Raw genomic sequence first — 19,178 nt, 5'->3', positions numbered from 1 at the left:
ACGCCCCTCCTTAATCTTCGTCCATACTGAATCCGCACCGCAACGGGCGAGTTGTTCGGTCGCATCACCATAAACCGGCTGCAGCGTGCCTGAAAATAGCCGACCCCGCCATCCATCCATCGGCCTGTGAATGCACAGAAGTCAAATGACAGCCTCTAATTTAGCCATTCGGAACAGGAGTATCCGTAAGACTAGTTGCTAATCAACACATTATAAAAAATGTATTGATTTGTTTCAGTGTAAGCTCCTGCGAGATTCGGGCCGTATTCAACTGTAGGTGATAGTAAACAGCCTGAGGATGGATGTCCGCTAGAACCGCCGTATCCTACCCAATAGAAATTTTGACCAAATTTTCTTGTTCCAACAAAACTGGTCATGTTATTCCAATAACTTGCTGTTGTTGGAATCGATGAATTAGAAGAAAGAATTCTGTTAATCTCAGCACAAACATTCGCAGGTATATTGATCAGAAACATTACTAAATCTTGATTTGGTTGGTTCCCACCACCTTCTGGCTCCTTTCCTGTTAAATTATAATTAGCCGTGTAGAAATACCCTTCGGCATATCCTGAAGTATTGGCTGGCGGGGCCACCCAGGAGATACCTCCGCCATTGATATCAAAGACATGGCAAGATTTATCCGATGGTGCGTTCCCGTTTGCATAGCCGCTGACAATAGGGTTTTCAAAGCTGATTTCCATATTCGAGCAACCACGCCCCAAAACCCTATCCACGCCGAGTTTCACTGCATTGGCCTGAGCAAGAATGGCCGTTGCTTGAGCCTTAGCTTTGACAATGGAGGTATCGCCATTGAATGAGTCCGACCCCGCCGAAACGGCAGCGGCCAAGACGGCTATAATCGCCACCACCCACAGAATCGGCCCGATGGCTATGCCTGATTCAAGGCCAGATTGAGGCACCAATACCCAAAGAGCGGGGGGGGGGGCGGTTTCAGCGCACACATCGTACCTCTAGAGTGACCGGAGATGATTCCAAGCCCATAAATTACTTGACAGAATTTGATGTGTCCATTTCTTCCGGCGTTGCATTTCTGACAGCCTTGGCGTGTTCGGCACACGCATCCCTGTCCTATTCAGGGCAGGGATGCGCACGAGATAAGGCGTTACTTGGCAGGAACTGGTTTCTCACCACTATAGTCATAGAATCCGCGCCCTGACTTGCGGCCCAGCCATCCGGCATCCACATATTTGACCAGCAGCGGACAAGGACGGTATTTGCTGTCGCCCAAGCCCTGATGCAGAACGCGCATGATGGCAAGGCAGGTATCCAGGCCGATAAAATCGGCCAGCTCCAGCGGTCCCATGGGCTGATTGGCGCCCAATTTCAGCGCGGCGTCAATCGAGGCCACGTCGCCCACCCCTTCGCACAAGGCATAAACGGCCTCGTTGATCATCGGCAGCAGGATGCGGTTGACGATAAAGGCGGGATAGTCCTGGGCGTTGGCGCTGGTCTTGCCCAGTTTCTGCACCAGGGACTGCGCGGCTTGGAACGTTTCCTCGTTGGTGGCCAGGCCACGAATGATTTCCACCAGCTGCATCATCGGCACGGGATTCATGAAATGCAGGCCGATGAAACGCTCGGGGCGATCTGTCGCCGTCGCCAAGCGGGTGATGGAGATAGAGGATGTATTGGTGGCCACGATCGCTTTGGGTGACAGATGCGGCGTTAAACCGGCGAAGATCTTTTTCTTCAGCTCCTCGTTCTCCGTCGCGGCCTCGACCACCATATCGGCCGCGCCGTGCAAGGCGGTATCCGTGCCGGTCTTGATGCGCGCCAGAGCCGCCGCCTTGGCCTCGGCCGTCAATTTGCCCTTGGCCACCGCCTTTTCCATGGCTTTGTCCAGTCCTGCCATGGCCTTGGCCAACACATCGGGCGACACGTCGGTCAGCACGACGTTCAACCCCGCCACGGCCGCGACATGCGCGATGCCGCTGCCCATTTGTCCGGCGCCGATCACACCCAAGGTTTGAATCTCCGTCATGACGCTTTTCTCCTCTTTCGTGTGTTGCAGGCCAGGGCCTATTTCAGAATACCAACCGTATGGCGGGCGATCATCAGTTCTTCGTTGGTCGGGATCACCCAGCATTCCAAACGGCTGTCGGGAGCCGAGATGCGCGTGGGCTGGCCGCTGCGCGAGGCTTCCTCATTGGCGGCCACATCCAGCTTTAGGCCGGTCCATGGCGCGATCAAGGAGGCCACCTTGGCGCGGATAAACGTGCCGCGCTCACCGATGCCCGCCGTAAAGGCCAGACCGTCCAGGCCGCCCAAAACCGCCATCAACGCGCCCATATGGCGGTTGATGAAGAACGTAAACAGGTCGATCGCCTCGGCGGCGCGTGGGTCTTTGCTTTCCAGCAAGGTGCGCATATCGCTGCTGATGCCCGACACGCCCAAAAGGCCGCTTTGCTTGTACAGCAAAGTCTCGATGGCCTTGGCGTCCATTTTCTTGTTCTGCAACAGATACAGCACCACGCCAGGATCCAGCGAACCGGTGCGCGTGCCCATCATCAGACCCTCGACGGCGGTAAAGCCCATGGTGCTGTCGATGCTGCGCCCCTGATCCATGGCGCACATGCTGGAGCCGTTGCCCAGATGCGCCACCACCACCTTGCCTTGAGCCAAACGCGGCGAAACGGCGGGCAAGCTGCGCGAGACGAACTCATAAGACAAGCCATGGAACCCATAGCGATGCACGCCTTCGTCATGCAAGGCGCGCGGCAGGCCGAAACGGTCGGCCAGAGGCATATGCGTATGGTGGAAGGCGGTATCAAAGCACGCGACCTGCGGCAAGCTCGGATGCATCTGCGCCACCGCCTTGATGGCGGCCAGATTGTGCGGCTCGTGCAAGGGAGCCAGGGGGATCAGCCCTTCCAGATATTCGATCACCTGCGGGGTGATCTTGACCGGCTCGGCATATTGCGTCCCGCCATGCACCACGCGATGCCCGGCGGCGACCATCTCGTAGCCCTCGAAAGTTTTTTCGATCCAAGGCAGCAGAAAGGACAAAGAAGCGGCATGGTCGCGCTTCTCGTTCCAGCTTTGCTCCAACAAGACCGTGCCTTTGGCGTCCTTGCCCACGAAGGTGCAGACATCCGCGTTGATGCCCTCGATCGCGCCCTTGCCGATCAGGGGCAGGTCGCCCTTTGCGGTTTTCTCGAAGAGCGTGAATTTGATGCTGGAAGAACCGGCATTGATGACCAGAATAGACGGATGAGACACGGCTGACTCCTGTCGTTAGCGGCGGGACATCATTTGATCATTTGACCCGTAAGAAGATCGGGCATTCCTGGGACAGACATCCCCGGGACCGACATGGTCTGAAACTTGGAAAGCGCCTCGGCAACGCCCCACGCGACAAGCGCCGTCAAAGCAAGCGAGAGTAGGAACGCCGCCAACAGGCTCGTCCCCCCCAAACGATGCAAACCCGCATCGGTCAAGGCTCCGTCTTGGGCGATGACAAGCTCCATTTTTTTCGCCGCATGCCAGGCATATAAGCCATTCGCCAACACGCCCATCGCCACCAAGACGGCGCATTGAAGAACGGGAAAAGCCATCCCCATCAGTTCCTCAAGGGTTTGCGCCACGACAAACGAAAGGATCACCGCCGCCGTCAGGGCATACATTTTCCGGTAAATGAACCAGATGGGCCCTGCAAAGACCGCCGACCAATTCCAGCTTGGCCTGAACATCAGGCCCTGGACGGAGCCGGCTTTTTTAAGCATGACCCACCACCTGCACCGGTAGTAATCCACCTTCTTGCCGATGAAGGCGTCGAGCTGCGGCCCGGATATGAACTCCTTGAACCGCTGCTCGGCGCTCATCGCTTAGCCCTTTTTCAGCTGCTGTTCGCGCTTGGCTTCCAATTTTGCCCGCTGGCCGTGCGCGGTCAGCAAGGCGATGGCGCATGAGTCGAGACGCGACCGCACACCATCGGCACGGCTAGTCAGGATGATCGGCACGCGCGCGCCCAGCACGATGCCCGCGCCGTCGGCCTCGGCCAGATAGCTAAGCTGCTTGGCGACCATGTTGCCCGCCTCCAAGGTAGGCACCAGCAGAATCTGGGCATGACCCGCGACGGGAGAGACAATACCCTTGGTCCTGGCAGCTTCCACGCTGATGGCGTTATCAAAGGCCAAAGGTCCATCCAAAGTGCCGCCGGTGATCTGTCCACGATCGGCCATTTTGCACAGCGCCGCCGCGTCGATGGTCGAAGGCATGGCCGGGTTCACCGTTTCCACCGCTGCCAGAATGGCCACCTTGGGATTCTCGATTCCCAGATAATGGGCCAAGTCGATAGCGTTTTGGCAGATGTCCTTCTTTTCTTCCAGGCCCGGCGTCACATTGATCGCAGCGTCCGTGATCAACAGCGGCCAGGTATAGGTGGGCACGTCCATGACAAAGACGTGGCTGATGCGGCGATCGGTACGCAAACCGTTCTCGCGCTTGACCACCGCGCCCATCAGCTCGTCCGTGTGCAGACTGCCTTTCATCAAGGCGTTCACTTCGCCGTTCTTGGCCAACGCCACCGCCACCTCGGCAGCCGCATGGCTATGCTCGACCGAGACAATGCGATACGAGCCGATATCCAGCTTTTGGGCGGCGGCCACTGCGCGGATCTTATCCTCGGGCCCCACCAAGATGGGTTCGATCAATCCCTTTGATGCGGCCTCAATCGCGCCTGTCAGCGAGGATACATCGCATGGATGCACCACCGCCGTCTTCACGGGGTCCAAGAATTGGCACCGCGCCAATAAAGCATTGTGCCGTTCGTGGCGCATCACCTGCACTTCAGGCAGCACCACGCGTGGACGACTGATTTTCTCGCTGGGCGCGATCACCTTAGCCACGCCCAATATGACATCCTTGCCGTCTTGATTGGTGGCCTTGCAATCGAAGATAACGATCTTCTTGTCGTCCTGCTTTTCCTTGGCCGTCACGGTCACGGTGATCGTATCATCCACAGAAACCGGACGACGAAAAGACAAATCCTGGCCCAGATAGATGGTTCCCGGCCCCGGCATCTTGGTGCCCAGCACCGTCGAGATCAACGCGCCGCCCCACATGCCATGGGCGATAATGCCATGAAACATGCTGTCTTTGGCATATTCGTCGTCCAGATGCGCGGGGTTCACGTCGCCCGACATGATGGCGAACAGCTCGATGTCCTGCCGCGACAGAACGCGGACGACGCTGGCCGAGTCGCCAACCTGGATTTCGTCATAGGTGCGGTTTTCAATCAGATCGGTCATGGGTTTGTGCCTCGCTTATCGTTCTAGGACATAGGTTCCGGGGGCATTGCACAGGGGCTTATACCCCTTGGCTGGCGCACCCATGGGTGGCGGGGCAACTTGCTTGCCCTGGCCTTTGGATTTCATCCAGGCACTCCAATCCACCCACCAGGACCCTTCCTTGCGCGGGGCGACTTTCAGCCATGTGTCGGGGTCCATATAGCGATCCTGATCCTGACGCGCCAGGATCTGATAGACGCGCCCGCCATGGCCAGGCTCGCTGACCACGCCGGCGTTGTGGCCGCCATTGGTCAGGACAAAGGTGACTTCGGTGTCGGTGGGGATATGGATCTTGAACACTGACCGCCAGGGCGACACATGGTCTTTCGTGGTGCCAACGGCGAAGATCGGCGCACGAATATCGCTTAGCGCCACCGGGCGGCCATCCGATTGATAATGGCCGTTGAACAACTTGTTTTCCAGGAACAAGGCGCGCAGATATTCGCCATGCATGCGCGCGGGCATGCGTGTCGCATCGGCGTTCCAAGCCATCAGATCGTTCAACCGAGAGGTTTCGCCCAGCATGTATTGCCGCACGATGCGCGACCAGATCAGGTCGTTCGAGCGCAGCAATTGAAAGGCTCCTGCCATATAGCGCGAGTCCAGATAACCGCGCACGCTCATTTCGTCTTCTAGACGCGCCAGCTCCGACTCATTAATGAACAGCATCAACTCGCCTGCTTCGGTGAAGTCGGTTTGCGCCGCCAACAAGGTCAAACTGGCCAGACGATCATCGCCATCGCGCGCCATAGTCGCAGCCGAGATGGCCGAGATGGTGCCGCCCAAGCAATATCCGGCCATGTGGACCTTTTGCCCCGGCACGATGGCCGAGACAGCGTTCAAAGCCGCCATGACGCCCATGCGCCGGTAGTCTTCCATCCCCATATCGCGGTCGCGCGCATCGGGGTTATGCCACGAGATGATAAAGACGGTATGTCCCTGATCCACCAGATATTTGACCAACGAGTTTTGCGCCGTCAGGTCCAAGATGTAGTATTTCATGATCCAGGCGGGGACGATCAACACCGGCTCGGCCTGCACCTTGGGTGTCGAGGGGCTGTATTGAATCAGCTCCATCAACTGATTGCGCAGCACCACCTTGCCCGGCGTCGTCGCCAGTTCATGGCCGGGACGGAAATCATCCGCGCCTTGCGGCTTTTCGCGGCGGAAGTGGCGAATGACATCGTCATTCATGTTGCGCCAACCTTCCACCATATTCATGCCGCCGCGCTGCGTGGTCTTATGGATCACTTCGGGATTGGTGGCCGGGAAGTTGGATGGGGCGAAGCGGTCCAGAATCTGCCGCGTCATGAAATTGACTTGCTCCTCGTCGCGCTTGGACACGCCGCGAACATCGGTGGTCGCCGCATCCCACCAGTCTTCCACCATCAGGAAACTTTGCGCGAACAGATTAAACGGCCAGACCTTCCATGACGCATCGTCAAAGCGGCGATCTTCCTTGGACGGAGCAATGGGGGTCGGCATATTCGGACAAGCCAAGCTGTTCGAGGCGTAATAGGCCATCTGCGCCGAGTCGCGCAGAGCCTTCATCACCAAACGGGCCTGCTTGGCCGGACGGGTCGCCAAATGCGCCAGCCAATCCTGCCATGCCGCCCATTGAGCGACCGTTGGCATCGCCTCGCTCGATTCCGAAGCTAGGGCCAACCCCACGCACTCCAGATGGTCCAGCCAGGCCAGATCATCCTCATGCACGGCGGGCGGAGGCGGCAAGGCCAAGAGATTGGTCTTTTGCGATGCAGTCGTCTTGGAAGATTTCGCCATCGCCTTGCGCGACAACCGTTGGGACTTGGATATGCGCCCAGTTTTCGCCTTAGTCATGCCAACACCGCCTATCTTAGAATGACCCAATCGGTCGAACACCTGCAGACGCGCCGGCATCCGATTCTTGGGATATGGTTAACACGCTTGGTTATTCATACGTCAGAAAGCTTAAAAAATCTTCAAGTTCACACATACAGAATGGTTGACTGGCATCAAGGCAGATATCTCGAAAGCAGAATAGGAGGCTTGGTGGCATATTCGAGTATCGTCAGAACTCCTGCCTGGATAGAGGCCACGCATATGTCAGCATGATCTCAGACATCCAGATCAGCACTGGCTGCATGTTCATGGCGATTTATACGCCAGCTGCTAAGCTACCGGTTGAGAAATAGAGCAGCAACCCCTGGAAGTTCCTTACCTTCAAGCCATTCCAAAAAAGCACCACCAGCAGTAGAGACATAGGTCAGTGCGTTCTTGGCAACACCCGCCTTCGCCAAAGCTGCCACTGTGTCACCACCACCAGCCACACTCAGCAATTTCTTCGTCTTGGTCCGTTCGGCAACGTTCTTGGCTATAGATGTCGTGGCTGTATCGAATGGAGATACCTCAAAAGCACCCAATGGACCATTCCATAACAAAGTCGGGCAGTCATCCAATGCCTTCATAATCGCCTTGATACTGCCAGGACCAATATCCAACACCATCTGGTCCGCCGGAATGGCGTTGATAGGAACCGTCTGCACCTTTTGTCCTGCTTCTAGCTTTTCGGCCACCACGGCATCGCCGGGCAGATAAATCTGGCAGCCAACCTCTTTGGCCCTCTTTTGTATCTCGCGAGCTTGGCCGAGCATGTCGTGCTCGCACAGCGAGCGTCCGATATTCACCCCATTCGCGGCCAGGAACGTATTGGCCATGCCGCCCCCAAGTACAAGAATATCGACCCGGCTTACCAAATTGTTCAGCAAAGCCAGTTTGGTGGATATCTTCGATCCACCGCAGATCGCCATCACAGGATGCTGTGCCTCACCCAAGGTCTTTTCGAGAGCCTCAAGCTCGGCCTGCATCAAACGCCCCGCCATGGTCGGCAAGTGATGGGCAAGACCTTCGGTGGACGCATGGGCACGATGCGCCGCCGAAAAGGCATCATTGACATACAACTGCCCCAAGGCCGCCAATTGCGCCGCGAATGTTGGATCGTTCTGCTCTTCTTCGGGATAGAAACGGGTGTTCTCTAGCAACAAAATCTGACCGGGAGTCATGTCCGATATGGCATGAAGGACCGTAGGACCAATGCAATCTACAACAAAGCCAACGGGCTGCCCCAGAACGCCTTCCAAAGCGTTGCCCACAGGCCCAAGAGATTGAGATTCATCTCGTCCATTCTTAGGCCGCCCGAAATGGGATAGGATGACCACCTTCGCGCCTTTACTAGATAGCTCGTACAATGTCGGAGCAAAACGCTCAATGCGCGTCATGTCGGTGATCACGCCGTTTTGCATCGGCACGTTCAGATCCGCGCGCACCAGCACCACTTTCCGGAAGACATCGTAGTCATCCAGAGTTTGAAACCGCTTTTTCTTCATTGATGCCCCGGAGGTTGCCCGGCACCATAATCCACCCAATACTGACGCCCCGTCTGGCGCACAGCCGGTCGATAATTACCGGCTATCCAAAGCCGGATCGACCGCAATGACGCATTAAAGGTCAAGCCGCGCCATTCAAGAATCCAAAAGAAAAGGATCATAAATACAGTTAAAACAACGGTATACGTTCGAAAATGAACCAAACAAATGAACACAAAAAGCGCTACACGGACATCCAGAAACAGGAACCTCATGGGCTTCATTGCGTTTCGCCAATGTTCTTCCATCCAGGATTCCCCTCCCCTTTCATGCGTGTGGCATCAGTTTAATCGACAAAATTTAATGTTTTTCGTACGAAATGCAACACGCGCCCCCACATCACAAGAAAGTTTACATTAGACAATGTCCTTGCCCGTAGCAGTGTCCTCGCCAGGAACAAATCCCTTAGAGAGTAACAGATACTGACGTCGATCGATCACGCCATCATTAAAAAGAAAATTGGCCGATTGCTGCATGCTACGTCCACGTTCAGGTAACAAGCGTTGAATCTCAAAGGTCCATTTTTCCAAAGGCGTTGACAGCAAATGTTCGCGCGAGTCTTCGTCAAAGCCCATATATTCCCGCACACCCACACGACCTTTACCATCTTTGCGAGGAACCAACGCCTGAGTAACCACCAGACGCAAGGTTTCCATCATGGCAAAGGAACGCTCAACCCGCTCTTCCGGTTCGAACACGCTGACCATACGGCGGATCGTCGCCGCTACGCCGATTGTATGAACCGTGGTGTAGACGCAATGACCAGTTTGTGCGGCCTCAATGGCCGCCGACACTGTCTCACGATCACGCGCTTCACCCACCAGAATAATATTTGGCTTGCGCCGCAGAGCATTGCGCACACCTGCGGCGAAATCAGGCAAATGGCGAGGAATCTCACTTTGCGCAACAACGCTATGCTCACCCACAACGGCGTCATAGACGTATTCGATCGGTGCTTCGTAGGTCAGCAACTTGCCGCAGCCTTGCGGACGCTCGATCAGCATACGGCACCCAGCGGCCAGCAATGTCGTTTTACCGCTACCGGTAGGGCCTGTCACGAGAACCAACCCCTGGCGCGGGGCCCATTTGTCAATAATCTCACTTTCAATTCCAAGCTCGGCCATACTGGGCGGGATATTGGGCAAAATGCGCAAAGTCAGCTGAATAGAATCGCGCCCACGGCTGAGAATAGCAGTGATGTTGACACGAAAGCGGATATGCGTGTTGCGTTCGGGACGGACCTCATAGGATAAATCCAAATCACGTCCCGCGGCCAGCTTAGCCAAAGCATCCGCGCCATAGATGCGCGTAACGACCGCCGCGAGATCGGCCGAATCCAAGCGCCGCTGCGTCACCGGATAGACGATGCCGTTGATTTCTAGCCAGATTGGTTGATCGGTCTGGATGGTGACATCCGACGCCTTTTGCAGATAGCTCCACAAAAGCAGATCATCGATATTTTCTTCGCGAAAGCGCAAAGGCTCTTCAGGCCATGTACCGACAAGACTAGCCGTGCCCTTGAGAGGCGCGGGAGCAGGCGGCGCACCACCGGCACCAGGAATTAGCGCTGAGCCGGTGTCCATTGTTCGCTATGCGCTGTCAGTTGAGGATTCGATGTGATCTTGACAGCACGATCACCGATGCGCAGCTCCCTACCGCCGCCAGTGACGCCACGGTCATTCTGCGCCGCGTAAGTCGGCGTCACGATACCTTGTGCCAACAGTTGGCGATAGCGCACCATGCCAACAAAATCCGCCGTCAGACGATCCAAATCGGCCTGGAAGATGTCATCGGCCTGACGGACTCCTTCCTCCCAGCCCTTAGCCACCCATTCCTGCCAACGGATACGCTCGATCTCATCGCGAGGGAACAACACCTCGGGCGGTGGCTCCACCACGCCCCAATCGCGTTCCAGGTAATGACGCCAATCGCGCCCGGCCGTCACAATGCGTGCCGTGCGGCCAATACGATAGACTCGATCAGCCACGGCGGCATCCTGCCCACCGCTCCCCACAATCACGGCACGCTCGGCCTCGGAAATCACGGGCGGCTCGATCAGCAATCCCGAAGGAGCAGAGATCAACAGACGCTTAAAATCATATGTCCGCACCAATGTGGACTCATGCTCGGCCAAGCGACGCTGAATCTCGAATGTCCGCCACGCCAAACCACCGCGAGCCCCGTAAGATAAAGCAGCCTCACGGATGGCCTCACCACGGATCTGCAAGCCACTGGTCGGAACCAAATCCGATCTTTGGCTGAATTCCTTGGCCTGCAATTCCACCAAAGGCGGCGGCGGCGGTGCCGGCTCACGCACGACATCTTCTGCCTTGGCGACAGACAAGCCGCCAACCCAGGCCAGAAAGGCCCCTATCAAGAGGGCGTTACAAAAGGCCTTCAACCGGTGCATACCGAATCTCCACACGACGTGTCTGACCATCGACAACCATCTCGGCCCGACGGCCAATCTGCAGACCGATGTCCTGCAGCACTTGAATTATAGGACGCTCGAATACGTCAAGAGCCACGGTGATGGGCACGGGCGGAGGCGCACCCGTCTTATCAAAGGTATAACCCGCCTTCTCAGCCAATTGCTGGGCCACCTGCTCGACAGGACCGGTCCAAGTCAGAGTGACCGGTTGCAACATCTGCTGCGGCACGCCGACGAAATTAGGCGGCGGCGGCATCGGCGTGCGCACCTGATCAATACGCGAGATGTTATCCAGCGCATTGGCGGCGCGCTCGGCAGCCTTAGCCAAACGCAAAGTCACAGGATCGGTAGGTGACACAAGCGGCACGACTGGCCTTGCATCTTCGGCGCAACCGACCACAGCCAGCAAAGCTCCGAAAAGCACTAGAGAACGTCGGCTTGCCGACAGGATCGTGGAGGGCATTGATACACTCATGACTAGACAGCAGCCTCTTACAGATAGCGCCGAACAAAGGAATCGATCAAACCGAATCCCCTGGTCGGGATGGTAACGCGCGCCGCAAGATGCGGCAAGAACCGATTCGCATGCTCACTTAGTTATTTTTCATGTAGTGCCAACAAAACCCTGCCAAAACTAGACTAGGTAACATCATGATCATCCCAGCTACAGGCCTCCCGTCAAAAATCATGAACTTCACGGCCAGAACGATCATGACACCCGAAGCCAAACCATAGATCATGGCCGCAGGCGTGGATTGCATCTGTTTGGCATGACCATGCACGGCCCGAGTTAAACTGGAAGCAACGTCCAGCGCCTGCGAAGCAGAGGGTTTGCGGGTTGGCAAAGCATTGCTTTTGCGTTGAGCAATCTCGTGACCGCCCGAGTTTTCATCCTCACTCATGCCTACGCCTCTTACTTGATGTCCAACATGGCCGATAGATCACCCTTAGGAGAATGATCGTTAAGGAGCCGCAGGCGGCAGATCAGCGATAAGCGTACTGACGCTCTTGGGTTTCCCTTCGACAATCTTCACCTGGTTGTCGCGTCCGCGATAGATCAGGTAAGGAGTCCGGGTAATTCCCCAACGCACGATCAATTCGTGATTCGCGTGGATAGCGGCGATCATATCTGGGCTGGCCATACCTTCGAGGCCACTGCTGTCACCCTTGGTGTGTTTATTCCAAGCCTCACCCGGCTTGGGCGAAGCCAACAGGCCAGCAGCCAGTTTATCATGCTCGGCATTGTCATTGCCCGTCGGCACCAAGCGCAACCGCAACCGGCCCGCCGCTACATCGTCATACAGATCGCGCCATGTCTGCTTGCAATGCGAGCACTGCGGATCCATCACCATCACCACTTCCGGCGATCCAGGCTTGCCAATGCTGACGCCCTGGGCCTTGGTGGCAAATTCGCTCAACAACTGCTCGCCCGGAGAAAGCTGTTTGTTGTCCGGCGGAGTCAGCAACGATTCTTGCGGCATAACGGGCGCGCGACTGGCGGACTCGATCCAATTGCCCGAAGCCGGAGCCTGGACCGAACTCGACGCGGTGGAAGGCGGCGTAGCCATCGGCGGATTGAAAGCAGGAGATGCCGGCGGCGTTGAACCCGATTGCGGGTTATTGCCTTGCATCAGCTTGCGCACGTCTTCTTCAGACGCGCTTAATTGCGCCAATTGTTGACTGGTGATGTTGGCACCGTCGCTGGACATCAGCATACCAAACATAATGCCCATGCCATCGGCCGTGGTGTAGGCGATTTGAATCTTGCCTTCCTGGACAATGAACCAGCCATCCAATCCATAGCGGCGGCCCATGTAATAGACCTTGCCGCCGAATTTCATGATGGTCTGAAAAGGCAGATAACGCGAAGGGTCAGGACGGACAGACGGCTGCGCCTCTGTCTGCTGGGCCACAGGGGCCTGTGCGGACAAGCCGGGCATTCCAGGAGCTTGGATTGGGGTACCTTCCGCAGGTGCCGCCATAGAGGTCACCGGGACCACCATAAGACTGGCGCACAAACAAAACCGCCAGCCACTCAACAAAGCCGTCATGCGAACAACCTCCCCCTCATGGACACGCGAATCTCACGAGCGGGAGGTTAGCACGTCAAAACCCTTAAAGCTATCTTTGGGCCACGCGCCGTTCTCGTCCCGCACCCTGTCCGTGATCGATCAGGCCATGGCGCTCCATGGCCGATATCACCTTGCGGGCATAGCGCTGCCCCAGCGCGGGCGTGGCCGAATGATAACGGGCGATACCACCCGCCAAATCACCAGCTTCGCCAATTTTCTGTTTTAATATCCAAGCGGAAACCTTCATGTTCACACAGACATTGTCGCGCACCATGACACGCGCCTTGCGGGCATCAATACCCCAATAACGCGCCAGTTGCGGCATCCACATGGTGTTGACCTGCATCGGTCCCAGATCAAAGCTGCCATTAATGTTCGGGCCAGACTCAGCCCCCACGCGGCCGCGCTCGACATGCAAAATGCCGATCATCACGGCGGGAGGCACTTGGTAGGTATTGGCTGCCGCCAAAAGACAAGCCGCAATGACATGTGGAGATGCAAGCATGATTTTCCTAACTTCCGTTGCGCCGATGGCCAAAGCGCGACGCGCAACGGCCTATATCATTCTCTAACAAGCCTTGCAAAGTCGTTAGCGTCAAGAATGTTTCATCAACAGGTCCCGATTACGACAGATCCTGTGCATCTAAGGTTGCAGTCTCGGGGATTTCTAGATAGGCGGCCAAAGTCGCCAACATACTGACTCGCTGATCAAATGCCTGCCAGACACGATCCATCGGCATCACGCCCTTGTTTTTCTGGATCAATGCGTCGCGCTCGGTCGGATCCAGATACAATAAACGATCCGCCTCGGCATAATGCGCGTCCGAATAGAGCTGGCACAAGGCACGCACGACATTCCATGTCAGAATGCGCCAGTCCTCCGCCGAAAGCCCACGCGGGGCCAGGGCGCGCGTCACCTGGTCGCCCATCTTAAAGATGCGGGCAGTGACATCCGACAGCAAAGCATGTTCGGGACGACCATAAGAGTACTGGGCCACGGCACCGACAACAGGGGCCAGGGCGTCAATCAACCGGGCGCGAAAGGTTGCCGCCGTATTGGGCAGACAATCGGTCACGGCACTACCCAACACCGCCAATGTGCGCGGCGATTCCAACAAGGCCGCCAAAGTACCTTCAATTTCTTGCTGTTCGGGGACGCGCCCACTGACGCGATACAATGCCGCGACGCATGAACTGGCCGCTCCCGCCATGGCCCAACGCACCGAGTCGGGGACCGGATCGGTGGCGCCATGACGCGCCAAACTCGATTCAGTCGCACGGACAACATGTTCAAGAAGCTCAACAAAGACAGAAGCTTCCGTTGTCGCGCCCTCTGACTCCCCTCCACTGCCCATAGCCTTGACCTCGCACGCCGCAGACATCAGAGGCAAGGCAACTTGACGAATGGCAACTGCCAAGGCGCTCCATGAAAGCGAGGCAGGATCGGCAGGTAAGGACAAAGCAGGCGCGGACATGGACGATTCTCTAACCACTCAAAGTCACGACATCGATCACACGATACACACCACACATAAATTGGCAAGACATGGCATGTCTTCCGGGTAAGAAAGTTTCTAAGAAAAGGATTCACGCGGCATAGAACCATGCCACGAAAGCGACATTCTTATGTCGATATGACTATTGCCTACCTTAGGATCATCGTTCCAAACAGTTTATCAGAGCAAGCCCCGTTTCCATGGGCAGCAAGTTAAAAGCCATCATCGAGGCGAAAAAGCCAGGTACCTATCGGCAGCTTATGGACGCCGACCCCACCCCACGAAAGACTTATATGCCTTGGCTGGCGGGGCTTTTTCTGCATCAGGGGCTGTTGTTGGAGGATATGCCCAAGACCAGCGCCTATCTGCCTGTCTTTCATCGACACAAAAACAATATTCCCAACACGCAGAAGGCAAGCCCAGAAGGATGATCGGCTCCTATACCGCTAAAGCAAGCGGCTAAACCGCGCGGATTTGCTCGAAGAACTTCTGGATGCTGTCTTGCAGACTGCGAGACTGATCCAGAAAATTCTGCAAGGACTCGCGCGTCTCATTCGTGGCTGACAGTGTGTCCGAAGCGTTGTGGCTGACAATGTCCACATCGTCGCTGACCATGCGTGTGCGGTCCAGGGCCTGTTGAATGTTCCGGGCTATTTCCTGCGTCGCCGCCGTTTGCTGGGTCACAGCCGAGGCGATCGAGGCGATGATATCCGATATCTGGCTGATATCGCCAGAAACCTCGCTGATTTCCGTAACCGCCTGCGACGTCGCTTTTTGCATGGATGCCACCACCGCGCCGATGGCTTCGGTTTCCTTGGCCGTCTGTTTGGCCAAGGTCTTGACCTCATTGGCGACCACCTGGAACCCACTGCCCGCCGCCCCTGCCCGTGCCGCCTCGATGGCAGCGTTCAGCGCCAGCATGTTGGTCTGGCTGGCAATGCTGCGGATCAAGCCAATGATGTTGTCGATATTGGCCGCCGCGTCGCTAAGGGTACGCACCGTATTTTGAATGACATGGGTCTTGCCGACCGAGGTTGTGGCCAAAGACGTGGAATCGGCTACCTGCTTGTTGATCTCACGAATGGAGGCCGACAGCTCTTCGGCCGCCGCCGCCACGGTCTGCACATTCCCCGAGGCCTCCTGCGCCGAATGCGCCGCCTCCGAAGAACGTGAGGATGTCTCGCTGGCCAGGCTGGATACCTGCTGGGTCGCGCCGCTGACCTTATCAGCGGCTTGATCGACGGTTTGCATAATCCCGCCCACGATGTGATCAAAGTTGCCTAGGATTTCTTCAACCTTGCTCGACCGCTTTTCGCGCGCCTCGATCTCGGCGAACTGATAGACGGAAATGGATAAGTCCATATCCAGGAACACAGCGCGGGTGATGGCCCCAGATATGTCGCGGCGTCGTTCTTCGTTGGATTCGACCGCGCTAAGCGCCGCTAACAACCGTTCCAAAACCAGACTATAGCCGCCAATATACCAGCGCGGCTCTAGGCCGATACGCTGATGAGCCTGGCCGATGCGCGTGACGCGATCCATAAAGGCATCGTCGAACTGGGCAGAGAACAAAGCGCGCCAATGCTGGCTTTGCGCGCCGATCAAACGCTTCACATTGTCAGGTCCGCCCAGCATCTTGGACAAGGCGTCGAACCCCATCAGATGACGATAAAACTCCTCAAGAATGCCCTGGATTTTCGGTTCCAATTTGGGCCATGTCTCGCGTAATTGGGACGTGGCCTTGTCATCCAGGCGCATAAATCTGAGACGTGTCGGTCTGTCAAAGTTGAAATTTGCCATGTCCGTTCCCTGTGCAAGCGTGGCGGGATGAGCTTCGCCAGAAACTACACAGCAAGCGACTTAATATTGCGTTAATCTAAGGCAGCGATGGGCCGCCTAAGCTAACAAGTTAAGATCAAAATCCCTGGCCAGTTCCGTGCGCGTTGCTTCTGGAATAACGGCACTATGCGCATAAGCCGGGTGGCTAATGGTCAGAATGATGCTTTGCCCTGGCTGGCAAAATGCCGCGATTTGTTCCTTATCGAACACAAAATGCAGGAACTGGACAGATGAGGCTTTGCCATCCGCCGTGGTGCGATCCACATCGTCCTCGGGGACTGCGCGAACAGACAAGCCATTTACCGTGAAACTGACCGTCTCTTCGACACCACCCAATTTGGCCAAAAGCTCATGCCGCTTTGTGGCGTTTTCGATCTCGAACATTAAGGTAGCAACCAGCTCGTTGCCTTTGGGAATGAGCGGGTTATAGGCGGCCAATTCATCGGCCAGCTGTTCGTTTCCACCCCTCTCAATGAAAAGCATTTCATGGACTTGCAGCCACATTGTGTCGTAGTTCTCGAAGTAGAATGCGGCGCATGGCCCCACCTCCACACGGCGCAACCGCTTCATCGGCTGGATGGCGCGTTTACGTTCGGCACGCTCCCGTTCATAAACGTCCATTGACAGGATATCTGCCGTGGTCAAGGCATGCTTGGACATAAAGCTCTCCAGATCAAGGGGCAGGCCCATATCTTACACATGGGCTTATTTCTAAGTAGGACGTGGCCCCGCAAAATCAAGGCTGTGTCGGCGCTTTCTGCCCTGCTTTGGGGGCAGGCTGCAGGTAAACCGTCAGACTGCGGATGATGCTGTCACTTAGGTCAGTTAACCCACGTTGCCATGCATCGTCGCGCGAAACCTGCGTTGCATAGGGTGCCATAAGGATATTGTGTCGCACAACACTACGATCCGCCCAACGTGCCACCTGGCGGCCCTCGATCGCATCGGTCAACACGCAAGATGCGTGGATCGTTAGCTGACGCCCTGTGGCGGTGGCGTCTTTACGCAACCCCAGATCGCCTTCGCCGCTTGTCAAAGTTACATCCAGACGATAGCGCGGCTTTGACGGGACGCCCTCGGCGTGAATTCTGTCAGTCAGCATGTTGCGCAACATCTGGCCGTTGCGGTCCGGGATGGTGCCGATCCAAACCTCGTTCAGCCTTTCCCCACCCGACACAGGCCCGCCAAGTCCCCCATAAACGGGACGAAAGCCACAGCCAACCAGGGCCAGGCAGCCCAAGGCTAGGACAAAAGACAAGACCGTCAGGCGCATGGGCACCCCCATCTTGGGCATCAGACCTTTTCGACCTGGCCGTATTCCAGATCCACGGGCGTGGAGCGACCAAAGATTGACACCGAAACCTTCAAGCGCGATTTCGACTCATCGACTTCTTCGACAGTGCCATTAAAGGAAGCGAACGGTCCATCGCATACGCGAACCTGCTCGCCAATCTCAAAGGTCACCGAAGGCCGTGGATTCGAAACGCCCTCTTCCATCTGGTTCAAGATGCGCTGAGCCTCGGCCTCGCTGATCGGCGAAGGACGATTGCCGCCGCCCAGAAAGCCCGACACGCGCGGCACATTGCGCACCAGATTCCATGTCTCGTCCGTCAGCTCCATCTTGACCAGCACATAGCCGGGATAGAACTTACGTTCCGACTTGATCTTAGCGCCACGCCGAATCTCGACCACCTCTTCGGAAGGCACCACGACCTCGACGATCATATCGTTCAAGGCCTTGGTCTCGGCCTGTTTGCGGATTTCCGCCGCGACCTTCTTCTCAAAGCCGGAATAGGCGTGAATCACGTACCAACGCGGCCCGCTCGCCCGGGGGGAAGCGGCCTTCGCCGCTGGAGTCTCACTCATGGTTTGCATCCTCCTACGAACCCAGGCTTAGGACATGCTTGACGACCCAGGCCAAGACCTGATCGACAAACAAAAAAAACAGCGCGGCCAGCACCGTCATGATGAAGACCAATAGAGTGGTCGTCCAGGTTTCACGACGAGTCGGCCAAGTGACCTTGCCGATCTCCCTTCGCACTTCCTGACTGAACTGCACTACGTTTTTAATCATCAGCGTTCAACCTTTGTCCTTCGATCAACGACTCGCCCGTGCGGGGAATCCCATACTGGATAACCATGGCACTGGCAGGAGTGGAGGGGATCGAACCCCCAACCCCCGGTTTTGGAGACCGGTGCTCTACCAATTGAGCTACACTCCTGCATGTGCCTATCCGCACCCGGACACGCGCCATGTGCCCCTACCTAGCGGCGGGGCATCTTAGAACGATGGCACGGCCAATTCCATAGCAAATATTGTTTGCTATGACCATCAGCATCGAAGCAAGGCCAGCACCTTAAACCAGAAAGGCGTAACACCAGACAATGTGCCGATAAAATCGGCCTATTGCGTTCCATGAGACGCCCAAACAGAAAAATCCCCGTCGAGCATTGTTTTCCGGGCATTCTTGCGGCAATATGCGTATCGCCTCGAATCGATCTTTGGCATAGATGCCACATCGTTCGCAGGCAACGGGAAAGCCGTCGTTCCAGGGAGAGTGCGTTGTCTTACGGCCAGATTATAGTTCGTTGTTTCGGCCTGTCCGGAAAGGATGCGTTACGGCGCG

At 56.4% G+C, this 19,178-nt stretch carries 21 protein-coding genes and 1 tRNA gene; 1 reads left to right on the top strand and 21 read right to left on the bottom strand.

What is annotated here, in order from left to right; genetic code table 11:
* Positions 1-191: 191 nt before the first annotated feature.
* The 15 genes from IPI58_01155 to IPI58_01085 form a co-directional block, all read right to left on the bottom strand.
* The gene (locus IPI58_01155) at positions 192-962 is read right to left on the bottom strand and encodes a hypothetical protein (protein ID QQR69324.1); all 771 of its coding nucleotides are present in this window, start codon (positions 960-962) and stop codon (positions 192-194) included.
* A gap of 161 nt (positions 963-1,123) precedes the next feature.
* Entirely contained in the window at positions 1,124-2,002 is an 879-nt protein-coding gene (locus tag IPI58_01150; GenBank protein QQR69323.1) for a 3-hydroxybutyryl-CoA dehydrogenase, read from the bottom strand.
* Positions 2,003-2,040: 38 nt separating this feature from the next.
* The gene (locus IPI58_01145; GenBank protein ID QQR69322.1) at positions 2,041-3,240 is read right to left on the bottom strand and encodes an acetate/propionate family kinase; all 1,200 of its coding nucleotides are present in this window, start codon (positions 3,238-3,240) and stop codon (positions 2,041-2,043) included.
* Positions 3,241-3,269: 29 nt separating this feature from the next.
* Positions 3,270-3,842, bottom strand: a complete 573-nt coding sequence (locus IPI58_01140) for a DUF2628 domain-containing protein (protein ID QQR69321.1) — start codon at positions 3,840-3,842, stop codon at positions 3,270-3,272.
* 3 nt (positions 3,843-3,845) lie between these two features.
* A complete protein-coding gene (locus IPI58_01135) occupies positions 3,846-5,270 on the bottom strand; it encodes a bifunctional enoyl-CoA hydratase/phosphate acetyltransferase (GenBank protein ID QQR69320.1) in 1,425 nt (474 codons plus the stop codon).
* Positions 5,271-5,285: 15 nt separating this feature from the next.
* Positions 5,286-7,091: an alpha/beta fold hydrolase gene (locus IPI58_01130; protein QQR69319.1), complete on the bottom strand. Its 1,806-nt coding sequence runs from the start codon at positions 7,089-7,091 to the stop codon at positions 5,286-5,288.
* 374 nt (positions 7,092-7,465) lie between these two features.
* Positions 7,466-8,674, bottom strand: coding sequence for a phosphoglycerate kinase (locus IPI58_01125; GenBank protein QQR69318.1), 1,209 nt, complete (start codon positions 8,672-8,674; stop codon positions 7,466-7,468).
* Positions 8,671-8,961, bottom strand: coding sequence for a type IV secretion protein IcmT (locus tag IPI58_01120; protein ID QQR69317.1), 291 nt, complete (start codon positions 8,959-8,961; stop codon positions 8,671-8,673). The genes IPI58_01125 and IPI58_01120 overlap by 4 nt, the downstream gene beginning before the upstream one ends.
* A gap of 108 nt (positions 8,962-9,069) precedes the next feature.
* Positions 9,070-10,296 (bottom strand): Flp pilus assembly complex ATPase component TadA, encoded by a 1,227-nt coding sequence (tadA, locus tag IPI58_01115; protein QQR69316.1) that lies wholly within the window; start codon positions 10,294-10,296, stop codon positions 9,070-9,072.
* Entirely contained in the window at positions 10,275-11,123 is an 849-nt protein-coding gene (locus IPI58_01110; protein ID QQR69315.1) for a type IV secretory system conjugative DNA transfer family protein, read from the bottom strand. Before IPI58_01110 ends, tadA begins: the two co-directional genes overlap by 22 nt.
* A complete protein-coding gene (locus tag IPI58_01105; GenBank protein ID QQR69314.1) occupies positions 11,098-11,607 on the bottom strand; it encodes a DotD/TraH family lipoprotein in 510 nt (169 codons plus the stop codon). The genes IPI58_01110 and IPI58_01105 overlap by 26 nt, the downstream gene beginning before the upstream one ends.
* Positions 11,608-11,737: 130 nt before the next feature.
* Complete coding sequence (locus tag IPI58_01100) at positions 11,738-12,046, bottom strand: hypothetical protein (GenBank protein ID QQR69313.1); 309 nt, start codon at positions 12,044-12,046, stop codon at positions 11,738-11,740.
* 60 nt (positions 12,047-12,106) lie between these two features.
* Positions 12,107-13,195, bottom strand: coding sequence for a thioredoxin fold domain-containing protein (locus IPI58_01095; protein QQR69312.1), 1,089 nt, complete (start codon positions 13,193-13,195; stop codon positions 12,107-12,109).
* A gap of 70 nt (positions 13,196-13,265) precedes the next feature.
* Positions 13,266-13,721, bottom strand: a complete 456-nt coding sequence (locus IPI58_01090; protein ID QQR69311.1) for a lytic transglycosylase domain-containing protein — start codon at positions 13,719-13,721, stop codon at positions 13,266-13,268.
* A gap of 118 nt (positions 13,722-13,839) precedes the next feature.
* Positions 13,840-14,691 (bottom strand): hypothetical protein, encoded by an 852-nt coding sequence (locus IPI58_01085; GenBank protein ID QQR69310.1) that lies wholly within the window; start codon positions 14,689-14,691, stop codon positions 13,840-13,842.
* Between the two features lie 221 nt (positions 14,692-14,912).
* Between IPI58_01085 and IPI58_01080 the strand changes: the two genes are divergently transcribed.
* Entirely contained in the window at positions 14,913-15,143 is a 231-nt protein-coding gene (locus IPI58_01080) for a hypothetical protein (GenBank protein ID QQR69309.1), read from the top strand.
* A gap of 28 nt (positions 15,144-15,171) precedes the next feature.
* On the opposite strand, the gene IPI58_01075 is transcribed toward IPI58_01080, so the two are convergent.
* The 6 genes from IPI58_01075 to IPI58_01050 all read right to left on the bottom strand — a co-directional run bounded on the left by IPI58_01075 (position 15,172) and on the right by IPI58_01050 (position 18,773).
* Positions 15,172-16,512 (bottom strand): globin-coupled sensor protein, encoded by a 1,341-nt coding sequence (locus tag IPI58_01075; GenBank protein ID QQR69308.1) that lies wholly within the window; start codon positions 16,510-16,512, stop codon positions 15,172-15,174.
* 96 nt (positions 16,513-16,608) lie between these two features.
* A complete protein-coding gene (locus IPI58_01070) occupies positions 16,609-17,211 on the bottom strand; it encodes a DUF3501 family protein (GenBank protein ID QQR69307.1) in 603 nt (200 codons plus the stop codon).
* A gap of 76 nt (positions 17,212-17,287) precedes the next feature.
* Entirely contained in the window at positions 17,288-17,845 is a 558-nt protein-coding gene (locus IPI58_01065) for a hypothetical protein (protein QQR69306.1), read from the bottom strand.
* Complete coding sequence (nusG, locus tag IPI58_01060) at positions 17,845-18,417, bottom strand: transcription termination/antitermination protein NusG (protein QQR69305.1); 573 nt, start codon at positions 18,415-18,417, stop codon at positions 17,845-17,847. The genes IPI58_01065 and nusG overlap by 1 nt, the downstream gene beginning before the upstream one ends.
* A gap of 13 nt (positions 18,418-18,430) precedes the next feature.
* Positions 18,431-18,625, bottom strand: a complete 195-nt coding sequence (secE, locus tag IPI58_01055; protein QQR69304.1) for a preprotein translocase subunit SecE — start codon at positions 18,623-18,625, stop codon at positions 18,431-18,433.
* 72 nt (positions 18,626-18,697) lie between these two features.
* Positions 18,698-18,773, bottom strand: a tRNA-Trp gene (locus tag IPI58_01050).
* Between the last annotated feature and the right edge of the window lie 405 nt (positions 18,774-19,178).

Source organism: Alphaproteobacteria bacterium, from assembly GCA_016699305.1.
Lineage (GTDB): Bacteria > Pseudomonadota > Alphaproteobacteria.
Note: the sequence above shows the minus strand (reverse complement) of the source record. Positions and strands in the feature narration are given on the sequence as shown.